Origin of the sequence: Enterococcus sp. DIV1316a (genome assembly GCF_050536915.1) — a bacterium.
Lineage (GTDB): Bacteria > Bacillota > Bacilli > Lactobacillales > Enterococcaceae > Enterococcus > Enterococcus faecalis.
The window spans coordinates 2,088,352-2,111,931 of record NZ_CP172913.1 but is presented as its reverse complement, the minus strand read 5'-3'; the positions used below and the strand labels follow the sequence as shown (position 1 = coordinate 2,111,931).

General features: G+C 37.6%; 25 protein-coding genes. 23 read left to right on the top strand and 2 right to left on the bottom strand.

What is annotated here, in order from left to right; all coding sequences use genetic code 11:
- Positions 1-202: 202 nt before the first annotated feature.
- On the top strand, positions 203-853 hold the full coding sequence (locus IGL56_RS10065) for a redox-sensing transcriptional repressor Rex (RefSeq protein ID WP_002356528.1): 651 nt from the start codon (positions 203-205) through the stop codon (positions 851-853).
- Between the two features lie 42 nt (positions 854-895).
- On the opposite strand, the gene IGL56_RS10060 is transcribed toward IGL56_RS10065, so the two are convergent.
- Both IGL56_RS10060 and IGL56_RS10055 read right to left on the bottom strand, forming a co-directional pair.
- Positions 896-1,549, bottom strand: coding sequence for a CPBP family intramembrane glutamic endopeptidase (locus tag IGL56_RS10060; RefSeq protein WP_002356529.1), 654 nt, complete (start codon positions 1,547-1,549; stop codon positions 896-898).
- A gap of 18 nt (positions 1,550-1,567) precedes the next feature.
- Positions 1,568-1,744 carry a hypothetical protein gene (locus IGL56_RS10055; protein WP_002356530.1) on the bottom strand — a complete coding sequence of 59 codons (177 nt, stop codon included), beginning with the start codon at positions 1,742-1,744 and terminating at the stop codon, positions 1,568-1,570.
- A gap of 232 nt (positions 1,745-1,976) precedes the next feature.
- Between IGL56_RS10055 and groES the strand changes: the two genes are divergently transcribed.
- From groES to atpD, 22 genes are all read left to right on the top strand, one after another.
- Positions 1,977-2,261 (top strand): co-chaperone GroES, encoded by a 285-nt coding sequence (gene groES / locus IGL56_RS10050; RefSeq protein WP_002356531.1) that lies wholly within the window; start codon positions 1,977-1,979, stop codon positions 2,259-2,261.
- A 57-nt stretch (positions 2,262-2,318) separates the two neighbouring features.
- Positions 2,319-3,944 carry a chaperonin GroEL gene (gene groL / locus IGL56_RS10045; RefSeq protein ID WP_002362559.1) on the top strand — a complete coding sequence of 542 codons (1,626 nt, stop codon included), beginning with the start codon at positions 2,319-2,321 and terminating at the stop codon, positions 3,942-3,944.
- A 302-nt stretch (positions 3,945-4,246) separates the two neighbouring features.
- Positions 4,247-4,966, top strand: coding sequence for a response regulator transcription factor (locus IGL56_RS10040; protein WP_002356534.1), 720 nt, complete (start codon positions 4,247-4,249; stop codon positions 4,964-4,966).
- 23 nt (positions 4,967-4,989) lie between these two features.
- Positions 4,990-5,700, top strand: coding sequence for a hypothetical protein (locus IGL56_RS10035; protein ID WP_002356535.1), 711 nt, complete (start codon positions 4,990-4,992; stop codon positions 5,698-5,700).
- Between the two features lie 16 nt (positions 5,701-5,716).
- Complete coding sequence (locus tag IGL56_RS10030; RefSeq protein WP_002365033.1) at positions 5,717-7,264, top strand: glucosaminidase domain-containing protein; 1,548 nt, start codon at positions 5,717-5,719, stop codon at positions 7,262-7,264.
- Positions 7,265-7,481: 217 nt separating this feature from the next.
- On the top strand, positions 7,482-7,892 hold the full coding sequence (locus IGL56_RS10025; protein ID WP_002356537.1) for a GtrA family protein: 411 nt from the start codon (positions 7,482-7,484) through the stop codon (positions 7,890-7,892).
- 77 nt (positions 7,893-7,969) lie between these two features.
- Positions 7,970-9,454 carry a nicotinate phosphoribosyltransferase gene (locus IGL56_RS10020; protein ID WP_002356538.1) on the top strand — a complete coding sequence of 495 codons (1,485 nt, stop codon included), beginning with the start codon at positions 7,970-7,972 and terminating at the stop codon, positions 9,452-9,454.
- 2 nt (positions 9,455-9,456) lie between these two features.
- Positions 9,457-10,284 carry an ammonia-dependent NAD(+) synthetase gene (nadE, locus tag IGL56_RS10015; protein WP_002356540.1) on the top strand — a complete coding sequence of 276 codons (828 nt, stop codon included), beginning with the start codon at positions 9,457-9,459 and terminating at the stop codon, positions 10,282-10,284.
- Between the two features lie 168 nt (positions 10,285-10,452).
- Positions 10,453-12,282, top strand: coding sequence for a heavy metal translocating P-type ATPase (locus IGL56_RS10010; RefSeq protein ID WP_002356542.1), 1,830 nt, complete (start codon positions 10,453-10,455; stop codon positions 12,280-12,282).
- Between the two features lie 91 nt (positions 12,283-12,373).
- Positions 12,374-12,658: a (4Fe-4S)-binding protein gene (locus IGL56_RS10005; RefSeq protein ID WP_065813685.1), complete on the top strand. Its 285-nt coding sequence runs from the start codon at positions 12,374-12,376 to the stop codon at positions 12,656-12,658.
- Positions 12,648-12,923 (top strand): GNAT family N-acetyltransferase, encoded by a 276-nt coding sequence (locus tag IGL56_RS10000; protein ID WP_002356545.1) that lies wholly within the window; start codon positions 12,648-12,650, stop codon positions 12,921-12,923. The genes IGL56_RS10005 and IGL56_RS10000 overlap by 11 nt, the downstream gene beginning before the upstream one ends.
- A gap of 167 nt (positions 12,924-13,090) precedes the next feature.
- Positions 13,091-13,327 (top strand): preprotein translocase subunit SecG, encoded by a 237-nt coding sequence (gene secG / locus IGL56_RS09995; RefSeq protein WP_002356546.1) that lies wholly within the window; start codon positions 13,091-13,093, stop codon positions 13,325-13,327.
- A gap of 145 nt (positions 13,328-13,472) precedes the next feature.
- Entirely contained in the window at positions 13,473-14,246 is a 774-nt protein-coding gene (locus tag IGL56_RS09990) for an alpha/beta hydrolase (protein WP_002384145.1), read from the top strand.
- Entirely contained in the window at positions 14,246-16,615 is a 2,370-nt protein-coding gene (gene rnr, locus IGL56_RS09985; RefSeq protein ID WP_267592562.1) for a ribonuclease R, read from the top strand. Before IGL56_RS09990 ends, rnr begins: the two co-directional genes overlap by 1 nt.
- Positions 16,616-16,627: 12 nt before the next feature.
- Positions 16,628-17,092, top strand: a complete 465-nt coding sequence (gene smpB, locus IGL56_RS09980) for an SsrA-binding protein SmpB (protein ID WP_002356550.1) — start codon at positions 16,628-16,630, stop codon at positions 17,090-17,092.
- Positions 17,093-17,394: 302 nt separating this feature from the next.
- On the top strand, positions 17,395-18,114 hold the full coding sequence (gene atpB, locus IGL56_RS09975) for a F0F1 ATP synthase subunit A (protein ID WP_002356551.1): 720 nt from the start codon (positions 17,395-17,397) through the stop codon (positions 18,112-18,114).
- A 48-nt stretch (positions 18,115-18,162) separates the two neighbouring features.
- Entirely contained in the window at positions 18,163-18,384 is a 222-nt protein-coding gene (gene atpE / locus IGL56_RS09970; protein WP_002356552.1) for an ATP synthase F0 subunit C, read from the top strand.
- Positions 18,385-18,521: 137 nt separating this feature from the next.
- Positions 18,522-19,052, top strand: coding sequence for a F0F1 ATP synthase subunit B (atpF, locus tag IGL56_RS09965; RefSeq protein WP_002365031.1), 531 nt, complete (start codon positions 18,522-18,524; stop codon positions 19,050-19,052).
- On the top strand, positions 19,039-19,581 hold the full coding sequence (atpH, locus tag IGL56_RS09960) for an ATP synthase F1 subunit delta (protein WP_002356554.1): 543 nt from the start codon (positions 19,039-19,041) through the stop codon (positions 19,579-19,581). Before atpF ends, atpH begins: the two co-directional genes overlap by 14 nt.
- A 28-nt stretch (positions 19,582-19,609) precedes the next feature.
- Positions 19,610-21,166: a F0F1 ATP synthase subunit alpha gene (atpA, locus tag IGL56_RS09955; RefSeq protein WP_002356555.1), complete on the top strand. Its 1,557-nt coding sequence runs from the start codon at positions 19,610-19,612 to the stop codon at positions 21,164-21,166.
- Between the two features lie 15 nt (positions 21,167-21,181).
- Positions 21,182-22,090 carry a F0F1 ATP synthase subunit gamma gene (locus IGL56_RS09950; RefSeq protein WP_002356556.1) on the top strand — a complete coding sequence of 303 codons (909 nt, stop codon included), beginning with the start codon at positions 21,182-21,184 and terminating at the stop codon, positions 22,088-22,090.
- Positions 22,091-22,171: 81 nt separating this feature from the next.
- Positions 22,172-23,578 carry a F0F1 ATP synthase subunit beta gene (gene atpD, locus IGL56_RS09945; RefSeq protein WP_002356558.1) on the top strand — a complete coding sequence of 469 codons (1,407 nt, stop codon included), beginning with the start codon at positions 22,172-22,174 and terminating at the stop codon, positions 23,576-23,578.
- Positions 23,579-23,580 lie beyond the last annotated feature (2 nt).

Here is a 23,580-nt window from a genome sequence, read left to right as displayed (position 1 = left end):
ATTTCTAAATTCATTGCCCTTAGTGTAGCATAAAATCTGCTAAAATAGCACGTATCAAAAAATGCTTTGTGAAGGTTTATACCTTTTATCACAAACTTTTGAAGAAAAATGCTATTTTTGAGCCATAGAATTGCTTTTTATTGTGAAAAACTGCTATTATGTTAATGGATAAGATTTAAGTGAAAGTATTGGAGGTCCAATTGTGAAAGATCAAGTTATTCCAAAAGCAACGGCGCGACGCCTTCCTTTATATTATCGCTACTTAAGAATGTTACATGATACAGGAAAAAATAAAGTCTCATCAACTGAATTAAGTGAAGCGGTACAAGTAGACAGTGCGACTATTCGTCGTGACTTTTCATATTTTGGTGAATTAGGTAAACGTGGGTACGGCTATGATGTTGAAAACTTAATGAACTTTTTTGCAAAAACATTGAATGAAGATGAGTTAACCAATGTCGCATTAATCGGGGTTGGTAATTTAGGAAGTGCTTTATTAAAGTACAAATTCCATCAAAGCAACAGTATTCGTGTAAGTTGCGCATTTGATGTGAATGAAGATATTGTGGGACGCATTGTTGACGGTATTCCGGTTTATCCAATGGAAGATATGATGGAACAAATCCGTGTTCAACAAATCGAAGTAGCTATTTTAACTATTCCAGCTCGCAAAGCGCAAGAAGTTGTGAACAAACTTGCCGAAGCAGGGGTTAAAGGAATTCTAAACTTTACGGCTGCGCGTTTAGTAGCGCCACCTGAAGTATTAATTCAAAATGTTGACTTAACCAACGAATTACAAACATTAATTTATTTCTTACATCATGACAACGAATTGATTGACGAAGAAGAATAAGCAAAAGAAAAGGGCCTAGTCGTTTAGACGAAGGCCCTTTTCTTATTGAATTGCACCATTATGCAAAAGTAGTTGAACAATAATCACAATCGTATTCATGCCGCAATGGGCAATAATTGAGGTCCAAATTTTTCCAGTTTGCTTGTACAAAAGAGCAAAGAAAAATCCCATAAAGAAATAAACAAAAAAGTGACCATCGGCATGTGCGAGTGAAAAAATCGCCGAACTAACAGTAGCCGCAATCCAGAAATTTGTAAAAGGCTGGATTAAATGGATAAATGCATAACGAAAGACGAATTCTTCCATAATCGGACCACCGATAGTAGTTGCCAAAATAAATAAAGGATTTGCCAAAATCACCGCCACAATAGCTTGCGTATTTTGAGAAGTAGCTTGTTCTCCTGTGATGGCTACTTCAATGGCAAAAGTAACCCCTTGAATCAGCATGGCAATGAAAATCCCACTAACACCTAGTAAAAAAATAAAAATAGGTGATTTCAAGGTTGCTGTTTCCTCTAAAGGAGAAGGTTCTGTTGTTTTTAAAAAGATGCCAATCATTACAAGGGCGCCAATAATGTAGAGAGCAGTTGTCACATTAATCGCTGCATTGGGGGAAATACCCGAAAAAAGTAACGGCCCGAAGAAAGCGATAATGTATGTGACTAAAATAAATAAACTTGATTTTCTTAAGGTCATGGTTAATCCTTTCTATAATTATTTTTTACGATTATTGCGATATCCTAATAAAAGAAAAACGAATAAGAAAAAGAAAAGAGATTCCCAAAGTGTCGAAACAATTCCTTCTGTGACACTGAAAACAAGATTTCCTAAATTCGCTATCACAAAATAAACGAAGGTTGCTATTAGTGCTGTAAGTAAACGTTGTTTCATTTTATTCGCCTCCAATCGTAGTCAATTTATTTTACCATGAATTAAAGGATTGGAAAAACATTCCATGAAAAAAGAATACGCAATAAAAAATGCGTATCTTATAATTGACAAGAAAAAGAGAGAAAAGACTTGCATTTTTAGAGTGAAATGAGTATTATAAATAGTGTGAGTTAGCACTCTTGTGTATCGAGTGCTAAAATAAGCGAAAACTTTTTATTTGGAGGGATTTATTGTGTTAAAACCATTAGGCGATCGCGTCGTAATTAGAGTCGCGAAAGAAGAAGAAAAAACTGTTGGAGGAATTGTTCTTGCATCCGTTGCAAAAGAAAAACCACAAACAGGTGAAGTTATCGCAGTAGGTGAAGGTCGTGTGCTTGAAAATGGCACAAAAGTTCCGATGGAAGTAAAAATTGGTGACACAGTAATGTTTGAAAAATATTCAGGAACAGAAGTGAAATACGAAGGCGTAGAATACTTAATTGTATCAGCCAAAGACATTATTGCCACTGTTGAATAATAAACAACTTTTACAGAATAATATAATAGAAGAAAAAAATTATGAGGTGAAGAAATCATGGCAAAAGAGATTAAATTTGCAGAAGATGCACGTGCAGCAATGCTACGCGGAGTAGATGTATTAGCAGATACAGTGAAAGTGACATTAGGCCCTAAAGGTCGTAACGTTGTTTTAGAAAAATCATTTGGTTCACCATTGATTACTAACGATGGAGTAACAATTGCTAAGGAAATTGAATTAGAAGATCATTTTGAAAACATGGGCGCAAAATTAGTTTCAGAAGTTGCTTCTAAAACGAATGATATTGCTGGTGACGGAACAACAACAGCGACTGTTTTGACACAAGCCATTGTTCGTGAAGGCTTAAAAAACGTAACTGCTGGAGCTAACCCATTAGGTATTCGCCGTGGGATTGAATTAGCAACAAAAACAGCAGTAGAAGAATTACACAATATTTCATCTGTAGTTGATTCAAAAGAAGCGATTGCACAAGTCGCTGCTGTTTCATCAGGTTCTGAAAAAGTCGGCCAATTAATTGCTGATGCAATGGAAAAAGTTGGTAACGACGGCGTAATTACCATTGAAGAATCAAAAGGGATTGAAACAGAATTAGATGTGGTTGAAGGAATGCAATTCGACCGCGGTTATTTATCTCAATACATGGTTACTGACAACGATAAAATGGAAGCTGTTTTAGAAAATCCATATATCTTAATTACCGACAAAAAAATCTCAAATATTCAAGATATCTTACCTTTATTAGAACAAATTCTACAACAAAGCCGTCCACTATTGATCATTGCGGATGATGTTGATGGGGAAGCTCTACCAACATTAGTATTGAACAAAATCCGTGGTACATTTAATGTTGTCGCAGTAAAAGCGCCAGGATTTGGTGACCGCCGCAAAGCGATGCTTGAAGATATTGCTATTTTAACAGGTGGTACAGTAATCACTGACGACTTAGGGTTAGAGTTAAAAGACACAACTATTGAAAACTTAGGAAATGCTAGCAAAGTAGTTGTCGACAAAGATAACACAACAATTGTTGAAGGTGCTGGTTCAAAAGAAGCCATTGATGCCCGCGTTCATTTAATTAAAAACCAAATCGGCGAAACAACGTCTGATTTTGATCGTGAAAAATTACAAGAACGTTTAGCTAAATTAGCTGGCGGGGTTGCTGTCGTTAAAGTCGGTGCTGCAACTGAAACAGAATTAAAAGAATTAAAATTACGAATTGAAGATGCATTAAACGCAACACGTGCCGCTGTAGAAGAAGGCATGGTTTCTGGTGGTGGTACCGCACTTGTCAATGTAATTGGTAAAGTCGCTGCGCTGGAAGCTGAAGGCGACGTGGCAACAGGGATCAAGATTGTCGTTCGTGCATTAGAAGAACCAATCCGTCAAATCGCTGAAAATGCTGGTTATGAAGGATCAGTGATTGTTGACAAACTAAAAAATGTTGACTTAGGTATCGGATTCAATGCAGCTAACGGTGAATGGGTAAACATGGTTGAAGCCGGTATTGTTGACCCAACAAAAGTAACTCGTTCTGCCTTACAAAATGCAGCTTCTGTGTCAGCTTTATTATTAACAACTGAAGCAGTTGTTGCAGACAAACCAGAACCAGCTGCACCAGCTCCTATGATGGATCCATCAATGGGCATGGGCGGTATGATGTAAAAATAAAAAAATATTCTAAAAGCTTACGATTGAAAAATCGTAAGCTTTTTTTTACATAAAGAATAAATAATCTAAATAATATCTTTGCTTATGGTATTTTCTCAAATATTTACTCATTTAACAAAAAAGATGATAATTTAAAGGCTTCGTTTTAGCTAGACAGCCTTGTTTTTATTCGATAAAATTTAGTAATAACAATCATTTTTTGAAAACTAGTAGTTGGTAATTTTTATTTATTAATAGAATATAAATAAAAATTATTATATTTTGAAGGGGAATATTAGGAAGATTGAGGTGGAAAAATGGAAAAATATACAATTGGTGTCGTTCCTTTGACAATTGAAACAAAAGAATACTGTCAAAATTGGTTTGTTAGTAATCAAGTAGAATGTCAGATCATCCAAGGAACAAATATACTTCTTCATTTGCACCATATTGATGGATTAGTGATTGAAGTTACTGACCACCAGCAAGTAAATACTTGTTGTGAGTTATTAATGACGATTCGCAAGCAGTCAGATTTACCGATTTGGTTATTTTCTCGGACAGAAGTAATTAGTAAAGTCAATCGAATTATTTATTTACAATTAGGTGCAGATGGCGTTTTTGATCATTCTTATGATCGTCAAGAATGCATGTTAAGCATGAGTAATTTATTGCAACGTGTAAAAAGACGTTTTTATCCTAAATTAGCTATTGCAAACGAGGAACAAACAGTTACTAAGAATCTTTCTGAGAGATTGTATTTAATTGCGCCAAATTTGAGTGTTTGCTTGGGAAGTGGAGAAGAAATTCTTTTAACAAAATTGGAATTTTTCACAATAGAGTATTTATACAAACACGCAGGACAAACAATTACATATGAAGAACTCTACAAAAATGTCTGGAAAGATACTGCGAATGAACGAAAATATCGTGTCGCTAATGTGATTTTCCATTTGCGTAAAAAAATTGAACAAGATGTGAACAAACCACAATATATCAAAACAATTCGTTCAAAAGGCTATATGTTAACGGTGTAAAAGGTAAGAAGGGGGAGAAAAAGATGTGGCAATTTTTGACTAAAAACAATGAAGATGAGGAGTATGAGAAGATGCCGGATTTTGAAAATGAACAATCGATGAAAGCACAACCAAAGGTAACAGAGGAAGCAAGCTTTGATGACGAGGTCGTTTATGCAAAAGAGCAAGCTGCAAAAGTAAAGCAGGTCCAGCAACAAGTGCCGACTGAACTGTCAGAAGAGTCATTTTCTTTTGTTGAAAAACTAGAAGAAGAAAATCAATTATATCAGCAATCCATTAAAAAGCTAACGGAGCAATTATTAATGCGAACCAATGAAGTGGAAGCATTACAAAAACAAGTAGTCGAAAAAGATGTGCAACTTAAACAGCTTAAAGAAACGTTAAGTGATAAAGAAGCAACTATCACTTCTTTACAGAAACAATTGTCTGAAGAAAAGATGCAACAGAGACAGACCAGTGAAGAGAATTTAGACACAGCCGTTACGCTTTCTCAAAAAGAAATTGGCGAAGTCTTATTAGAAGCCAAACGTCAAGCAAAAGAAACAATTGCCCAAGCTAACCAACAAGTTGCAACAGTTCATGAAGAGATGGAACAACGTTTAGCAACTTTAACACGCATGAAGCAAGTGGCAAGAGAGTATCAAGCTTATTGTGAACAAATGCTGACAATCAAGAATGAATCAACAGGAACGTACCAACAGATAGAGCAGTTATTAGCAGAAATAAAGAGGTAAATGAAGGAGAAATGCGATGAAAAAAAGAAAGGCAAGATATTTGAAGTTGGTATGTATTGGAATTTTAGGGATTTATGCGGGCGCCAGTTACTACAATTCGGAACCATTAATCGCTCAAGAAGAGACCGAAACGAGGGACGAAAGTCGACAGCTATCGCTGGAAGAAAAAAGAGCGGACCAAGCCAATCAAGACCAAGGAACCCTTACTTCTTCAACGCTGAACGAAACAATAATAAGTTCGTCTGAACAACAAGAAAGTTCAACACAAAATTACAGCAGTGACCATCCAGAAAATAATGTGGAACCATTAGAATCTGAAAATAGTTTACCGCCACAAGAAAAGCCAATTGCTAGTACTAAACCAACCGAATCGTTACAAAGTGAGCAACCAGCGTCTGAAGAGCGTAAAGCACTCACTGAAAAGCCGCCTCATAATCAGGAACCACAAAATTCTACATTAACTGAAAAGACCAAAGAGCCGTTGGTACATTCAGAGATAGACAATAGTCAAGAAAAGGAAAAGCAAGCAGGAATTCAACAACAAGCCGAGGCAAATTTTGTTGTCCAAGAGAATGCTTCTACTTCTGAGTTTATTAGAAAAATCGGTGAAGAAGCACGAGTTATTGGTCAGCAACATGATCTATACGCTTCTGTCATGATAGCTCAAGCTATTTTAGAAAGTGGCTCGGGCAATAGTGCGTTAGCAGCGCCGCCTAATTATAATTTGTTTGGCATTAAAGGCGCTTATCAAGGTCAAAGTGTCAGCTTTCCCACACAAGAAGATGATGGTAAAGGGAAGATGACCACCATTCATGCCGATTTTCGTCAGTATCCATCCTATAAAGAGTCATTAACAGACTATAGTAAATTAATCATCAATGGGCTGGCTGGTAATCCAACGTTTTATCACGGCGTTTTGAAAGCAAACACGACGAATTATCAGCAGGCAACAAAATTTTTAACAGGTCGTTATGCAACGGATACATATTACGATAAAAAATTAAACGCGTTGATTGAAACCTATCAATTAACTGAATACGATCAAGAAAAGAAGAAACCAGTAGTGACTAATTTGGCAGAAGAAAAGAAACCTTCGTTTGATAAGGAAGCAGTCAAAGAACAGCTAAAAAAAGAAGCAGTCATCTATGAAGTAAGCAAAGGAGATTCTCTCGCCACCATTAGCCAGACGTTTGGTGTGTCAGCAACAGCCATTTTAAAACAAAATTCAAAGACTCAAGAAATGTTTTATATTGGCCAAAAAATCACGATTCCTCAGCATACAGCGGCGACTTCTCTAGAACCGAAAGAACAAGCGTTACTTCAATCACTAATAATCAGTAAATCGGTGACTAATGCTTTGAAGACAGCAGAGCAATCAAATGGTAAAGCGAATGACTCAAAAACAGAGTCTACTGAGTATTATGAAGTAAAAAGAGGAGAGACACTCGCAAAAATTGCTAAAAAAACGGGCTATTCCTTAACCGCCCTCAAGCAGACAAATGACTTAACGTATTCTGTATTAACCGAAGGACAAACGATAGCACTTCCTAAGCTAAAGGACTAATGCTGATTTAACTTATTGGTTGATGGAGTCATATATTATTAGACGAAGAGAAGAGGAGAAGTTCATCCATGGATGAACTTCTCCTCTTCTCTTACTATGTTTTTCATAAATACTTAATAAATAGTAAAATTAGCAAGAGAATTGTGTCTTTACACAAAATAGATAGGTTTTCTTGCCGAAGTTTGATAAAATGATTAGTTGAAAGGATGCGTGAAAATTGAAAGAATTATTTCGTAAATACCGAGAAGTACTGGCTTATTTATTTTTTGGTGGTGCAACGACTGTCGTCAACTTAGTTGTATTTTTTGTTTGTCAAAATGTGTTAGGGCTGGATTACAAGATAAGTAACACAATTAGTTGGTTTTTATCTGTTCTATTTGCCTTTTTCACGAATAAATATTGGGTATTCGCAAGTAAGCATGAAAGCATAGCTGGTTTTTTTAAAGAAATGGGCTTATTTTATTGGTACCGAATTTTATCTTTTGTGGCTGATATGGGTTTAATGATTCTCCTAATTGATGGCATTCATTTTTCATCGTTTTGGGCGAAAATGATTACACAAGTTGTAGTAGTGATTTTAAATTATTTCTTCAGTAAATTTTTCATTTTTAAAGAAAAAGAGGTCTAAGCAGATTTTAGGCTAAAAAAAATTTTTTTGTTATAATATAAACAAGTTTTTAATACAAAGAATAGAGGTAGAAAACGATGGACTATACATATGCAGATGATAGTTTGACATTGCATACAGATATGTATCAAATCAATATGATGCAAACGTACTGGGAATTAGGGAGAGCAGATTTACATGCTGTTTTTGAATGTTACTTTAGAGAGATGCCCTTTAATCATGGCTACGCAATTTTTGCAGGCTTAGAACGTTTGGTCAATTATCTCGAAAATTTAACGTTCACAGAATCTGATATTGCATATCTCCGAGAAGTTGAAGAATATCCAGAAGATTTCTTGACGTATTTAGCAAATTTTGAATTTAAATGTACTGTACGCTCTGCTTTAGAAGGGGATTTGGTTTTTAATAACGAACCGTTAATTCAAATTGAAGGTCCTTTGGCACAATGTCAATTGGTAGAAACTGCCTTGCTAAATATGGTGAATTTCCAAACATTAATTGCGACAAAAGCGGCTCGAATTAAATCCGTGATAGGCGATGATCCTTTATTGGAATTTGGAACACGCCGGGCACAAGAATTAGATGCTGCCATTTGGGGCACAAGAGCCGCCTATATTGGTGGGGCGGACGCGACAAGTAATGTTCGTGCTGGTAAAATTTTTGGTATTCCGGTTAGTGGGACTCATGCCCATTCATTGGTTCAGTCGTATGGAAATGATTATGAAGCATTCATGGCGTATGCCAAAACACATCGGGATTGCGTTTTCCTTGTTGATACGTATGATACTTTGAAAGCGGGAGTGCCAAGCGCAATTCGAGTAGCTCGAGAAATGGGGGATAAAATTAATTTCCTAGGCGTGCGGATTGATAGTGGCGATATGGCTTATATTTCTAAACGAGTTCGTGAACAACTGGACGAAGCAGGCTTTACTGAAGCAAAAATTTATGCATCGAACGATTTAGATGAAAATACGATTTTGAATCTAAAAATGCAAAAATCAAAAATTGATGTATGGGGCGTGGGTACCAAGCTGATTACCGCCTATGATCAACCGGCTTTAGGAGCGGTGTTTAAATTAGTTTCAATTGAAGGTGAAGATGGTCAAATGAAAGATACCATTAAACTATCTAGCAATGCTGAAAAAGTGACAACACCAGGAAAAAAACAAGTCTGGCGCATTACACGTAAATCTGATAAAAAGTCAGAAGGGGACTATGTGACACTTTGGAACGAAGATCCTCGCCAAGAAGAAGAAATTTATATGTTCCATCCCGTTCATACCTTTATTAATAAGTATGTCCGTGATTTTGAAGCACGGCCAGTACTCCAAGATATTTTCGTTGAAGGAAAACGTGTGTATGAATTACCAACTTTAGATGAAATTAAACAATATGCAAAAGAAAATTTAGATTCACTTTGGGAAGAATACAAGCGGGACTTGAATCCGCAGAAATATCCAGTGGACCTTTCAACAGATTGTTGGAACCACAAAATGAATTTATTGGAAAAAGTGCGTAAAGACGTTAAACATTTAACGGAAACGGTGAATAAGGAGGCTTAGAAATGACAACACTTCAAGAAAAAATCATTCAAGAGTTAGGTGTTTTACCGACAATTGATCCAAAAGAAGAAGTTCGTAAAAGTATTGATTTTCTGAAAGCTTATTTAACTAAACATCCTTTTTTAAAAACCTTTGTCTTGGGAATTAGTGGCGGACAAGATTCAACATTAGCTGGGCGCTTAGCACAATTAGCGATGACTGAAATGCGCGAAGAAACAGGAGATATGTCGTATCAATTTATTGCGATTCGCCTTCCCTATGGTGAGCAAGCAGATGAAGCTGATGCACAAGCCGCGCTAGCCTTTATCCAGCCAGATGTTTCTTTACGAGTGGATATTAAACCAGCAGTGGATGCAATGGTTGGTTCGCTAGAAAACGCTGGCGTTCAAATTAGCGATTTTAATAAAGGGAACATGAAAGCACGTCAACGTATGATTACACAATATGCAGTAGCTGGCGAAAATGCTGGCGCAGTAATTGGCACAGACCACGCAGCCGAAAATGTGACAGCTTTCTTCACCAAATATGGCGATGGCGGAGCGGATATTTTACCGTTATTTCGTTTAAATAAGCGCCAAGGAAAAGCTTTGCTGAAAGAACTTGGGGCACCAGAAGCCTTGTATCTAAAAATACCAACAGCTGATCTAGAAGATGACAAACCGTTAGTTGCAGATGAAGTTGCCTTAGGTGTCACGTATGATGCCATTGATGACTATTTGGAAGGCAAAAAAGTCTCGGAAACAGATCAACAAACAATTGAAAACTGGTATAAAAAAGGACAACACAAACGGCATTTACCCATTACAATTTTTGATGATTTTTGGAAATAAAAACACAGACCATCGGCGAATGAACGATGGTCTGTGTTTTTTTTACATAACTACTTTTCAGAAAGTAAACGTTGCTACAGCAACTATCCTATGATAATGAAAGTCGTTTTCATTTAGGCGTTTTCACTTTCTTTTTCAAAACAGAAAAGGTACGCTCAATAATGTAAAGTGAATGATGGGAGAGAAAAAGAGATGAAGCATGTAACAAAATTGGGGATTACAATTATAACAGGAGTTTTGGCATTATTATTTGAATTTATTTTACATCAGCCGAATTGGGCGTATGGTATTATTTTAATAACAGGTTCTGTAATGGCGTTAATGATGTTCTGGGAAATGATTCAAACCTTACGTGAAGGAAAATATGGTGTCGATATTTTAGCGATTACCGCTATCGTTGCAACCTTAGCTGTGGGAGAATACTGGGCCAGTTTGATGATTTTAATTATGTTGACTGGTGGTGATTCATTAGAAGACTATGCTGCTGGAAAAGCTAACCAAGAGCTGAAGTCATTATTGGATAACTCGCCACAAAAAGCTCATCGCTTGAATGGCGAAAATTTAGAAGATGTTTCTGTTGAGGAAATCAATGTTGGCGATGAATTAGTAGTAAAACCAGGGGAACTAGTTCCAGTTGATGGCTTGGTAAAAACCGGGACATCAACAGTCGATGAATCTTCATTAACAGGAGAATCAAAACCAATTGAAAAAAATCCTGGGGATGAATTAATGTCGGGTTCCGTGAATGGTGATGGCTCTTTGAAAATGGTTGCTGAAAAAACTGTAGCAGACAGTCAATATCAAACAATTGTGAACTTAGTGAAAGAATCTGCGGCACGTCCAGCTCATTTTGTACGTTTAGCAGACCGCTATGCGGTACCTTTTACACTAGTTGCCTACTTAATTGCAGGTGTTGCTTGGTTTGTTTCAAAAAGTCCGACACGTTTTGCGGAAGTCTTAGTGGTTGCTTCGCCGTGTCCTTTAATTCTATCTGCCCCAATTGCTTTAGTGGCAGGGATGGGTCGTTCAAGTCGTCATGGGGTCGTTATTAAATCGGGAACGATGGTCGAAAAATTAGCTTCTGCAAAAACGATTGCGTTTGATAAAACAGGCACGATTACGCAAGGACAACTTTCTGTTGATCAAGTCCAACCAATCAATGCTGAAATAACTGCTGCTGAATTAGTGGGATTGGCAGCAAGCGTGGAACAAGAATCAAGTCATATTTTAGCTAGATCAATTGTTGCTTATGCCAGAAAGCAAGATGTCCCATTAAAAAATATTACAGATCTAGCGGAAGTTTCTGGTGCTGGCGTGAAGGCATTTGTGGATGGTGCTGAGATACGGGTAGGTAAAAAGAATTTTGTGACACAAGAGTCTCAAGCAACTGAAAAAATTGATAAAACGACTATTCATATTTCACGTAATGGCACATATTTAGGCCGAATTACTTTTACAGACACAGTACGACCAGAAGCAAAAGAGACTATGGAAAAATTACACCAATTACATCTTCAACGAATTTTAATGCTGACGGGGGATCAAGAATCCGTCGCAGAAACGATTGCTGCAGAAGTAGGAATTACCGAAGTACATGGGGAATGTTTACCACAAGATAAGTTAACTATTCTAAAAGAATTGCCCAAAGAAAACCATCCAGTCATCATGGTAGGGGATGGTGTAAATGATGCACCTTCGCTTGCTGCTGCAGACGTAGGTATTGCTATGGGCGCTCATGGAGCTACTGCGGCTAGTGAAACTGCTGACGTTGTTATTTTAAAAGATGACTTAAGTAAAGTCAGCCAAGCGGTCGAAATTGCCCAAGATACCATGAAAATTGCCAAACAATCTGTATTAATCGGAATTTTTATCTGCGTTTTACTAATGCTAATTGCTAGTACCGGGATCATTCCGGCGCTAATCGGGGCTATGCTACAAGAAGTCGTGGACACTGTGTCAATCTTATCTGCTTTGCGTGCTCGTCGAATTGGCAAGTAAGGTGGAACAATTAATTGCCTGAATGTCCAGCTTAGTGGTAAAATAAAGGTACGTTTTTAATATTAATAAGTTACAGGGGAGAGATTGTGCAATGAAAGGAAACCAAATAGATGGGCAACCAGTCACGGAAGAACAACTATTAAAAGAAGGCTACCGTAAATATACGGGGGAAGGAATTGATATCTTTTATAATAAAGATATTTGTAAACATATTGGTAATTGTGTTCGCGGAAATCCAGAAGTCTTTGAAGTTGGTCGGAAACCATGGATTATTCCAGATAACGGAAGTGTTGAAAATGACATGATTGTGGTAGATTCATGTCCAAGTGGTGCTCTAAAATATATTCGGAAAGCAGGGAACGAATATGCAAATTAAAGAAGAAAACAATCGTTTTGCTCTATATAACGATGAAAACCAAGAAATTGGTGAAATGACTTGGTCAGATGCTGGCGAAAGCATGATGATTATTGATCATACGTTTGTTGATCCAACTTATCGTGGACAAAAATTAGCTGAAAAACTTGTTTTAGCAGGTGTTGAAAAAGCGAGAAAAGAGCATAAAAAAATTATTCCGCTATGTCCATTTGCCAAAAAAGAATTTGATACTAAACCTGAATACGGAGACGTATTGAGAAAATAAAGAAGAAACTAGCAACAGCCGCAAGTAGAAATCTGATTCCTACTTGCGGCTGTTGTTATTAGAGACAAATAAGGAAAGACATTAAATTTCACTGGTGTTTACAGATAAAATATGCTACATTAAAGTAGATGAATTTCGCATATTTGTATAAAAAGGAGAATTAACGCATGTATAATCTAATCTTAACGTTGGTCATCATTTTATCTGTTTTAATCGTCATTACTGTTATGATGCAACCAAGCAAACAAAACAGTGCAGCAAGTGCCTTCACTGGCGGTGCAGATAAATTATTTGGGAAGCAAAAAGCGCGCGGTTTTGAAGCTGTTATGCAACGCTCAACAGCAGTTCTTGGCGCAATTTGGATGATTTTATTATTTGTTTTGGCGTTCTTATCTTCAAAATAAGTACGTAATCTTTTAAAATGACAAGTTTAGAACAGAGAGATGAGTGCGGACACTTATTTTTCTGTTCTTTTTCTTTCTGAAAAAGTCTTTGAAACTTATCATTTCGGAAGGTTTTCTTTTGAGAATATGATAGAATGAAGCTGAGGTGAGCGAAGTGGCAAAAAAAATCAATTTACCGAAGCCGTTATTTTCAGAAAAAGGAAAACGGGCGGTCCTTTTATTACATGCTTATTCTGGCAGCAGTAATGATGTACGGATGTTAAGCAGACGTTTAGAAAAAGAAAATTATACTGTCTATTCGCCTAATTTTTCAGGACATGGCACGCTAGTTCCTGAAGATATTTTAGATCAAACAACGGAACAATGGTGGCAAGATACACAAGAAGCAGTCGCTTTTTTGAGAGAAAGAGGCTACCAAGAAATTGCCATTTTTGGTTTATCAATGGGCGGGATTTTCAGTATGCATGCATTAACGGAACAATTAACAGGATTAATTGGTGGTGGATTTTTCTGTTCACCGATCTACCCTGTCGAAAATAAAGTCCCAGAAAATTTCGTATTATACGCAGAAAACGTGATGAAAATCGCAGAAGTTCCTGCAGAGGAACAACAAAGCCGGTTGCAATCGATTGAGCAACGAGTCAAACAACAATTAGGAGCGATTGAAACAATTGCTAGTCAGACGGCAGACAAACTAAACAAAATCCACGCACCTCTTTTCTTAGCGCAAGCTGGCAAAGATGAAATGATTGAGCCAATGGGCGTCTATCAAACGGCCCAAGCGCTAACACAAGCACGTGTGACCTTACAATGGTACCCAAATAGCGGACATGTCATTACGGTGAGTGGAGAACACAAACAATTAGAGCAAGATGTGGTGCAATTTTTAGCAACACTACCTTGGAATGAGGAGAAATAATGACAAAACAAACAATTAAAGAGCAAATTTTACATTTCATGGAAAGCCAAAAAAAGAAAAGCTTTTCAATGGAAGAAATTGCACAAGGCTTGAATTTAGAAAAAAGTTCAGATTTTAAAATTTTAGTGCAAACCATTGCACAAATGGAACGAGAAAAGTCAGTTAGTTTCAACAAAAAAGGCAAAGTCCTGTTACCAATGAAAGACTTATTAATAGAAGGAACGTTTCGTGCAAATGAACGAGGCTTTGGTTTCGTGACCATCGATCCTGAAGAACCAGATGTTTACATTCCTAAAGAGGCAACGAACTTTGCAATGGATGGAGATACGGTTTTAATCGACGTGATCCAACATGCGGATCCTTTTTCAGATCGCGGCGCAGAAGGTAAAGTCAAAGAAATTAAAGAGCGAACAGTGAGCCAAGTTGTCGGAGAATTTGTGGCATATAGTGAAGAAGAAATGGCAGAAATGGGACTGTATGGCTACATGATTCCCAAAGATAAGAAATTGAATCAGTATACTGTATCAATTGCACCTGAAGGGATTAAGCCAGTAGATGGTAGCATTGTCATTGCTGAAATTACCTATTATCCAGATCAAGAATATCCAACGAGTATGGAAGGACTAGTCAAACAAGTGATTGGTCATAAAAATGATCCAGGAATGGATATTTTATCAATCGTGGTGGCTCATGGAATTCCCACAGCATTTCCTGATGAAGTTTTGGCTGAAGCGGACCAAGTACCAGAAACTATTGCAGAAAGCGATTTAGTCGGTCGTCGGGATTTACGTGATCAGTTGATTGTGACGATTGATGGAGAAGATGCGAAAGATTTAGATGATGCAGTAACGGTACAAAAGTTAGCAAATGGCAATTTCTTTTTAGGGGTGCATATTGCAGATGTTTCTTATTATGTAACTGAAGGAAGCCAATTGGATATGGAAGCGTATGAACGCGGCACAAGTGTCTATTTGACAGACCGTGTTGTGCCAATGATTCCGCAGCGATTATCAAATGGTATTTGTTCGCTAAACCCACATGTTCCACGTTTAACCATGAGTTGTGAGATGGAAATTACACCAGAAGGAGAAGTTATTTCGCATGAAATTTTCCAAAGTGTAATCCAAACAACGGAGCGAATGACCTATACAGCAGTCAATGAAATTTTAGAAGAGCAAAAACCTGAAACGTTAGAACGCTACAAAGAGCTAGTTCCCATGTTTAAAGAGATGGGCGAGCTGCACCATATATTAGAAGAGATGCGTATGCGCCGTGGTGCGATTTCTTTTGAAGATCGTGAAGCCAAAGTCCTAGTTGATGAAAATGGTCATCCCCAAGATATTCTTTTACGCACGCGTGGCGTGGGTGAACGATTAATTGAATCCTTTATGTTGGCAGCGAATGAAACTGTGGCGCGTCATTATCATGACTTAAAACTGCCATTTATTTATCGGATTCATGAACAACCAAAAGAAGAAAAAATGCAACGTTTCTTTGATTTCGCTGCAGTACTTGGCATTCTTGTTAAAGGAACAAAAGAAAACATTTCACCGAAAGATTTACAAAAAGTTTTAGAGCAAGTTGAAAATAAGCCGGAAGAAGTGGTTATCAATACGATGTTGCTAAGAAGTATGCAACAAGCGAAATACTCAGAAGACAACTACGGACACTATGGGTTGGCTGCTGAATATTATACGCATTTCACTTCACCAATACGTCGTTATCCAGATTTAATTGTGCATCGTTTGATTCGCAGCTATAGCCAAGATCAATCTGAAAAAAATCAAGAAAAATGGAACGAAGCATTACCAGAAATTGCCAACCATAGTTCAAGTATGGAACGTCGCGCAGTTGATGCAGAGCGTGAAGTGGACGCCATGAAGAAAGCCGAATTTATGGTAGATAAAGTGGGAGAAACGTATGACGGGATTATCAGCTCAGTCACAAAATTTGGTATCTTTGTGGAACTGCCTAATACAATAGAAGGCTTAATTCACGTGAACAACTTAAAACAAGATTATTTCCACTTTATTGAAAATCATATGGCGTTAGTTGGTGAACGGACGGGAATGACTTTGAAAATTGGTCAGAAAGTTCAAATCCGTGTTGAAAAAGCTGATCCAGAAACAAGAGAAGTTGATTTTGAATTGATTTCAGCTGAGGAAGTCGCGCCAGTCGAAGGACCAAAAGGACGTAAAAAAGGTAAAGCCAATTCTTCAACTCGTTCAAATAATCAACGAAGAAATAAAAAAGATGAATCATTTGATGGTAAGAAAAAGAAAAATAAGAAAAAAGGCAAAGGCAAAAAACAACCTTTTTATAAAGAAGCAATGAAACAAAAAAATAAAAAAGGGAAAAAGAAGAAGTAGAGGAGGTCGCTTATGCCAAAAGGGGAAGGAAAATTAATCGCACAAAACCGCAAAGCTAGACATGATTATTCAATTATCGATACGGTTGAAGCTGGGCTTGTTTTACAAGGAACAGAAATCAAATCTATTCGAAATGGTCGTATCAATTTAAAAGATGGTTTTGCACGAATTCGAAACGGAGAAGCCTTTTTGTATAATGTTCATATTAGTCCATATGAACAGGGCAATATTTTTAATCATGACCCATTACGTACCAGAAAATTATTATTACACAAAAAACAAATTAATAAGTTAATCGGCGAAACCAAAAATACAGGTATCACATTAGTACCTTTGAAGGTCTATATTAAAGACGGCTATGCCAAAGTTTTGATTGGTTTAGCTAAAGGGAAAAAGCAGTACGACAAGCGTGAAGACTTGAAACGTAAGGAAGTTGACCGACAAATCAGCCGAACATTAAAAAATAACCGACGTTAAAAATGTAAATTTATTCTTTTTCGCATATTTGCTTGCCTTTCTTCGGATTAGGTGTAAAATCTGGTAAGTGTTGAGTAAATGAATGTAAATGATTCATTTTTTAATCGCTTCGGAAAGCAGTACCACCCTGCATTAGATTGGTTTATGGAAAAGGTTTTCCAACCAATTTTCAACACATGAAATTTTAAAAGTAAACTATTTGTAAATTATCAACAAGTGGTGGTACGATAGCTTTGCCAGGGATTATCACTCAGGAGTAGGATGAAACTTCTGAAAGATTGTTGGAAAAGAGGTGAATTGATTTGGAAGAGAAGAAATTACTCTTCAATATCGGACCAATTTGGTTTGATGGAACCATTGTTTTGATGGTGCTGTTGACGTGTATCATTGTTTTCGCCTTTGTCTATGCTTGTACGAGAAATATGAAGCTACGACCTAAAGGCAAACAAACGGTCATCGAATGGTTAGTGGATTTTATTCGTGGAATCATTACAGACAATTTACCTCGTAAAGAAGTGAGCAATTTTCATTTAATGGCGTTTACCCTCTTCATGTTTGTACTTGTTTCAAACATCTTGGGTCTCGTTACAAAAATCGTTGTGGGCGACGATCTCAGCGTTTGGAAAAGTCCAACCGCCGATCCAATCGTAACCTTAACGTTAGCGATGATGATGATTGTCTTAACACACTTCTTTGGTATGAAACGCTTTGGTTTTAAAGGCTATCTAGTTAATAGTTATTTAAGACCCGTTGGTTTCTTACTACCGGTAAAATTAATGGAAGAATTCACGAATCTATTAACATTAGGCTTGCGTTTGTACGGAAACATTTTTGCCGGCGAAGTTCTATTGGGCTTGATTGCTGGAACCGTAGCAAGCGTTGGATTATGGGTTATCCCACTAGCAATTCCGCTAGAAATGATTTGGGTAGCATTCTCAATCTTTATTGGATGTATCCAAGCGTTTATCTTTGTGACACTTTCAATGGTTTATATGTCACACAAAATTGAAACAGAAGAATAATCAAGAAATACGAAGGACAAAAATTATCTTTTAGGAGGATTTTACACAATGGAAGGATTAAATTTTATCGCAGCAGCAATTGCAATTTTCGGTTCAGCTATCGGAGCCGCTATCGGTAACGGACAAGTTATTTCAAAAACAATCGAGTCAATGACTCGTCAACCAGAAATGTCTGGTCAATTAAGAACAACAATGTTTATCGGGGTCGCTTTAATCGAAGCTGTGCCAATTTTAGGTGTCGTTGTTTCTTTATTACTTTTATTCAGATAAGCAATAAAATGGAGGCAGGACGCTGATTATTATCGGGACCGTCACTGCTTTCTTCTATCTTTAGCCTTTTCAATAGCTGGTGATAAAGCAGTTGAAGAAGCTAAATCGATTTTTGCAGGAAAGGAAGTTGAGACTTCATGCTACTTACTACATTGGTAGTCGGTGAAACGGCTCCTAGTACCACACTAGGCACGATGATTGTTGTCAGTGGTGCATTTTTAATCTTGATGCTCTTATTAAAGAAATATGCATGGGGAGCAATCGTAGATATTTTGACACAACGTGAAGAAAAAATTGCCAACGATTTAGACTCTGCAGAACAATCTCGCGTAGCAGCAGCGAAAATGGAAAAAGAACGTCAACAACAATTACTTTCTTCCAGATCAGAAGCAGCTGAAATTATTAAAAACGCGAAAGAAAGTGGAGAACAGACTCGCCAAAAAACATTAAAAGAAACAACTGCGGAAGTTACTCGCTTACGCGAAAAAGCTCGGACAGATATTTCTCAAGAACGTGAAGAAGCATTGTCTTCAGTAAAAAATGAAGTGGCAGATCTTTCTCTTCAAATTGCAGCCAAAATTTTAAATAAAGAATTAACACCAGATGCACATGAAGCATTGATTGATTCTTATATTGAAAGTTTAGGTAAAGCAAATGAAACTAGATAAATATACAGTTGGTAAACGCTACGGCAAGGCTTTGTTTGAGTTGGCAGTTGAAAAGAACCAAGCTGAAGCAATTTATCAAGAATTATTGACGCTTCGCGAAGTCTATCACCAAGTACCTGGTATTGGCGATATTTTAAGTGATGATCGCTTAGAGCCTTATGAAAAAGACAGCATCATGGAAAAACTAGTAACAGGTTTTAGTGAAATGATGCAAAACTTTTTGCGAGTGGTTTACGAATATCGTCGCATGTACGATCTGCTCTTGATGATTGATGAATATGAACGACGTTATGATGAGCACCAAGGACTAATTTTGGGTTCAGTGACAACAGCCATTCCTTTATCAAAAGAACAACATCAAGCAATGGAAGAAAAAGCTGCCCAATTATTAGGGTATGAACAAGCGCATTTAGTCAATTTAATTGACCCGTCAATTGTCGGCGGAGTGGTTATTGAAGCAAACCATCAAGTAATCGATGGCAGCATCCGCAAACAATTAGAACATATGCAGCAGAAGTTATTAAAATAATCTTTAGGACTACAAAGAGGTGAATTGAATGGCTATCAAAGCAGAAGAAATCAGTGCCTTGATTAAAGAACAAATCGAAAACTATCAACAACAGCTTGCTGTTGAAGAAGTTGGAACAGTCACTTACGTCGGTGACGGAATTGCCCGCGCCCACGGTTTAGAAAATGCCATGAGTGGAGAACTTGTTGAGTTTTCAAACGGTTCATACGGAATGGCACAAAACTTAGAAACAAATGATGTAGGGATTATTATCCTTGGCGATTTTGAAACCATTCGTGAAGGAGATAAAGTACAACGCACAGGCAAAATCATGGAAGTACCCGTTGGGGAAGCTTTGATTGGCCGTGTTGTTAATCCATTAGGTCAACCGTTAGATGGTTTAGGCGAAATTAAAACAGACAAAACACGTCCTGTGGAAGCAACAGCTCCCGGTGTTATGCAACGTCAATCTGTTGCTGAACCAATGCAAACTGGCTTAAAAGCCATTGATGCTCTAGTACCAATTGGTCGTGGACAACGGGAATTAGTTATTGGAGACCGTAAAACAGGGAAAACATCGATTGCAATTGATACAATTATTAACCAAAAAGGACAAGATGTAATTTGTATTTATGTAGCGATTGGTCAAAAAGAATCTACTGTTCGTAACCAAGTAGAAACACTTCGTAAATTTGGTGCCTTAGATTATACAATCGTTGTGACTGCAGGGGCTTCACAACCAGCACCATTACTTTACATTGCACCATATGCAGGAACTGCAATGGGTGAAGAATTCATGTATAACGGCAAACATGTCTTAATTATTTTTGATGACTTATCAAAACAAGCCGTGGCTTATCGTGAACTTTCTCTACTATTACGCCGTCCACCAGGTCGTGAAGCTTATCCAGGGGATGTCTTCTATTTACACTCACGTTTATTAGAACGTGCAGCTAAATTAAGTGATGAATTAGGTGGCGGTTCAATGACAGCCTTACCATTCGTTGAAACACAAGCAGGCGATATTTCTGCTTATATTCCAACAAACGTTATTTCAATCACTGATGGACAAATTTTCTTAGAAAGCGACTTGTTCTATGCAGGCACTCGTCCAGCCGTTGATGCTGGGTTATCTGTTTCTCGTGTCGGAGGATCAGCGCAAATCAAAGCAATGAAAAAAGTTGCCGGAACGCTTCGTTTAGACTTAGCTAGTTACCGTGAGTTAGAAGCCTTTACACAATTTGGCTCTGATTTAGATGCGGCAACACAAGCTAAATTAAACCGTGGTCGTCGTACGGTAGAAATTTTAAAACAAAAACTACATGCGCCACTGCCTGTAGAAAAACAAGTCTTAATTTTATATGCGTTAACACACGGCTTTTTAGATAGCGTGAGCGTAGATAAAATTTTACACTTTGAACAAGATTTATTCGATTATTTTGATGGCAAACATGCAGACTTATTGGAAACCATTCGTACTACGAAAGACTTACCAGATACTGATGCATTAGATGCAGCGATTACAGAGTTTTCTGAAATGTTTGCAGCGGCAAACAATAGCGGAGATTCAGCCAAAGAAGCTTTAGAAAAAATCGATAACGCATAAGAGAGGTGAGCGACATTGGGTGCTTCATTAAACGAAATCAAACAACGCATTGCATCAACAAAAAAGACAAGCCAAATTACCAAAGCGATGCAAATGGTTTCTGCAGCCAAATTGACCAAGTCAGAAGGCGCCTCTAAAAGCTTTCAAGAATATTCTTCAAAAATTCGTAGTGTCGTTACGCATTTAGTAGCTGCTCAGTTAAGTGAATTACGTGAAACAGAACAATCTTCTCTTAGTGAAGGGAGCTATCATGTGATGTTAGCACAACGACCTGTCAAAAAAACAGGCTATATCGTTATCACTTCTGATAAAGGGTTAGTTGGTGGCTACAATAGCTCAATCTTAAAACAAACCATGAGTATGATTCAAGAAGACCATGATTCTAATAAAGAATATGCCTTAATCGCCATTGGTGGTACAGGGGCGGATTTCTTTAAAGCACGCGGAATCGATGTTTCCTATGAGCTAAGAGGCTTAACGGATCAACCAACGTTTGAAGAAGTCCGTAAGATTGTGACAACGGCAACGACTATGTACCAAAACGAAGTGTTTGATGAATTGTATGTTTGTTATAATCACCACGTTAACTCACTAACGAGTCAGTTTCGTGTGGAAAAAATGTTGCCAATTACTGATTTAGATCCATCAGAGGCGACCTCTTACGAACAAGAATATCTTTTAGAGCCTTCACCTGAAGCAATCTTGGATCAATTATTACCACAATATGCAGAAAGCTTAATTTATGGGGCGATCATTGATGCGAAAACAGCAGAACATGCTGCTGGGATGACCGCCATGAAAACAGCCACTGACAATGCGCAAAATATTATTAGCGATTTAACAATTTCTTATAACCGTGCTCGTCAAGGGGCGATTACCCAAGAAATTACAGAAATTGTTGCTGGTGCAGCTGCACTAGAATAATCTAGTCTTACGTTTGAACGTTTATAAAATTATAAAAACGTTCAAAGCGTGTGACTTTATGAAGACTGGAGGAAAGAAATTATGAGTTCAGGAAAGATTGTTCAAGTAATCGGTCCCGTTGTTGACGTGGAATTTTCATTAGATCAATCCTTACCCGATATTAACAACGCTTTAGTCGTTTATAAAAATGGCGAAGCAAAACAAAAAGTAGTACTTGAAGTCGCTTTAGAACTAGGTGATGGAGTGATTCGTTCTATCGCCATGGAATCGACAGATGGTTTACAACGTGGAATGGAAGTTATCGATACAGGAAAATCAATTTCAGTTCCTGTTGGTAAAGATACATTGGGTCGTGTGTTTAACGTTTTAGGAGACACAATTGACTTAGAAGCGCCATTCCCTGCAGATGCTGAACGTAGTGGGATTCATAAAAAAGCGCCAGCATTTGATGAATTAAGTACCAGTAATGAAATTTTAGAAACAGGGATTAAAGTTATTGACTTATTAGCACCTTATCTAAAAGGTGGTAAAGTCGGACTTTTCGGTGGTGCCGGTGTTGGTAAAACCGTCTTAATTCAAGAATTAATTCATAATATTGCCCAAGAACATGGAGGGATTTCCGTCTTTACTGGTGTTGGTGAACGGACACGTGAAGGGAACGACCTGTACTATGAAATGAAAGATTCAGGCGTTATTGAAAAAACAGCCATGGTTTTTGGTCAAATGAACGAACCACCAGGTGCACGGATGCGTGTGGCCTTAACTGGGTTAACGATTGCTGAATATTTCCGTGATGTGGAAGGACAAGACGTGCTATTATTTATTGATAACATTTTCCGTTTCACACAAGCCGGTTCAGAAGTTTCTGCCCTTTTAGGTCGGATGCCGTCAGCCGTTGGTTACCAACCAACCTTAGCGACTGAAATGGGACAATTACAAGAACGGATTACTTCAACGAAAAAAGGATCAATTACCTCTATTCAAGCAATCTATGTTCCAGCCGATGACTATACCGATCCAGCGCCAGCAACAGCGTTTGCCCATTTGGATGCAACAACTAACTTGGAACGTAAATTAACCGAACAAGGGATTTATCCAGCGGTAGATCCGTTAGCTTCATCTTCTAGTGCCTTGGCTCCTGAAATTGTTGGAGAAGAACACTACGAAGTGGCTACCGAAGTGCAACATATTTTACAACGTTACCGTGAATTACAAGATATCATCGCTATTTTAGGGATGGACGAATTATCAGATGACGAAAAAGTACTTGTTGGTCGCGCACGCCGTGTTCAATTCTTCTTATCTCAAAACTTTAACGTTGCTGAACAATTTACAGGTCAACCTGGTTCTTATGTACCAGTTGCGGAAACAGTTCGTGGCTTTAAAGAAATTCTTGAAGGTAAACATGATAATCTGCCAGAAGAAGCCTTCCGTAGTGTCGGTAAAATTGAAGATGCCATCGAAAAAGCGAAACAATTAAACTACTAGAA

Coding starts and splice junctions, on each gene's coding strand:
- IGL56_RS10060 (WP_002356529.1), bottom strand. CDS start 1,549: ATGACCTTAAGAAAATCAAGTTTATTTATTTTAGTCACATACATTATC.
- IGL56_RS10055 (WP_002356530.1), bottom strand. CDS start 1,744: ATGAAACAACGTTTACTTACAGCACTAATAGCAACCTTCGTTTATTTT.
- groL (WP_002362559.1), top strand. CDS start 2,319: ATGGCAAAAGAGATTAAATTTGCAGAAGATGCACGTGCAGCAATGCTA.
- IGL56_RS10040 (WP_002356534.1), top strand. CDS start 4,247: ATGGAAAAATATACAATTGGTGTCGTTCCTTTGACAATTGAAACAAAA.
- IGL56_RS10035 (WP_002356535.1), top strand. CDS start 4,990: ATGTGGCAATTTTTGACTAAAAACAATGAAGATGAGGAGTATGAGAAG.
- IGL56_RS10030 (WP_002365033.1), top strand. CDS start 5,717: ATGAAAAAAAGAAAGGCAAGATATTTGAAGTTGGTATGTATTGGAATT.
- IGL56_RS10020 (WP_002356538.1), top strand. CDS start 7,970: ATGGACTATACATATGCAGATGATAGTTTGACATTGCATACAGATATG.
- nadE (WP_002356540.1), top strand. CDS start 9,457: ATGACAACACTTCAAGAAAAAATCATTCAAGAGTTAGGTGTTTTACCG.
- IGL56_RS10005 (WP_065813685.1), top strand. CDS start 12,374: ATGAAAGGAAACCAAATAGATGGGCAACCAGTCACGGAAGAACAACTA.
- IGL56_RS10000 (WP_002356545.1), top strand. CDS start 12,648: ATGCAAATTAAAGAAGAAAACAATCGTTTTGCTCTATATAACGATGAA.
- secG (WP_002356546.1), top strand. CDS start 13,091: ATGTATAATCTAATCTTAACGTTGGTCATCATTTTATCTGTTTTAATC.
- rnr (WP_267592562.1), top strand. CDS start 14,246: ATGACAAAACAAACAATTAAAGAGCAAATTTTACATTTCATGGAAAGC.
- smpB (WP_002356550.1), top strand. CDS start 16,628: ATGCCAAAAGGGGAAGGAAAATTAATCGCACAAAACCGCAAAGCTAGA.
- atpE (WP_002356552.1), top strand. CDS start 18,163: ATGGAAGGATTAAATTTTATCGCAGCAGCAATTGCAATTTTCGGTTCA.
- atpF (WP_002365031.1), top strand. CDS start 18,522: ATGCTACTTACTACATTGGTAGTCGGTGAAACGGCTCCTAGTACCACA.
- atpH (WP_002356554.1), top strand. CDS start 19,039: ATGAAACTAGATAAATATACAGTTGGTAAACGCTACGGCAAGGCTTTG.
- atpA (WP_002356555.1), top strand. CDS start 19,610: ATGGCTATCAAAGCAGAAGAAATCAGTGCCTTGATTAAAGAACAAATC.
- atpD (WP_002356558.1), top strand. CDS start 22,172: ATGAGTTCAGGAAAGATTGTTCAAGTAATCGGTCCCGTTGTTGACGTG.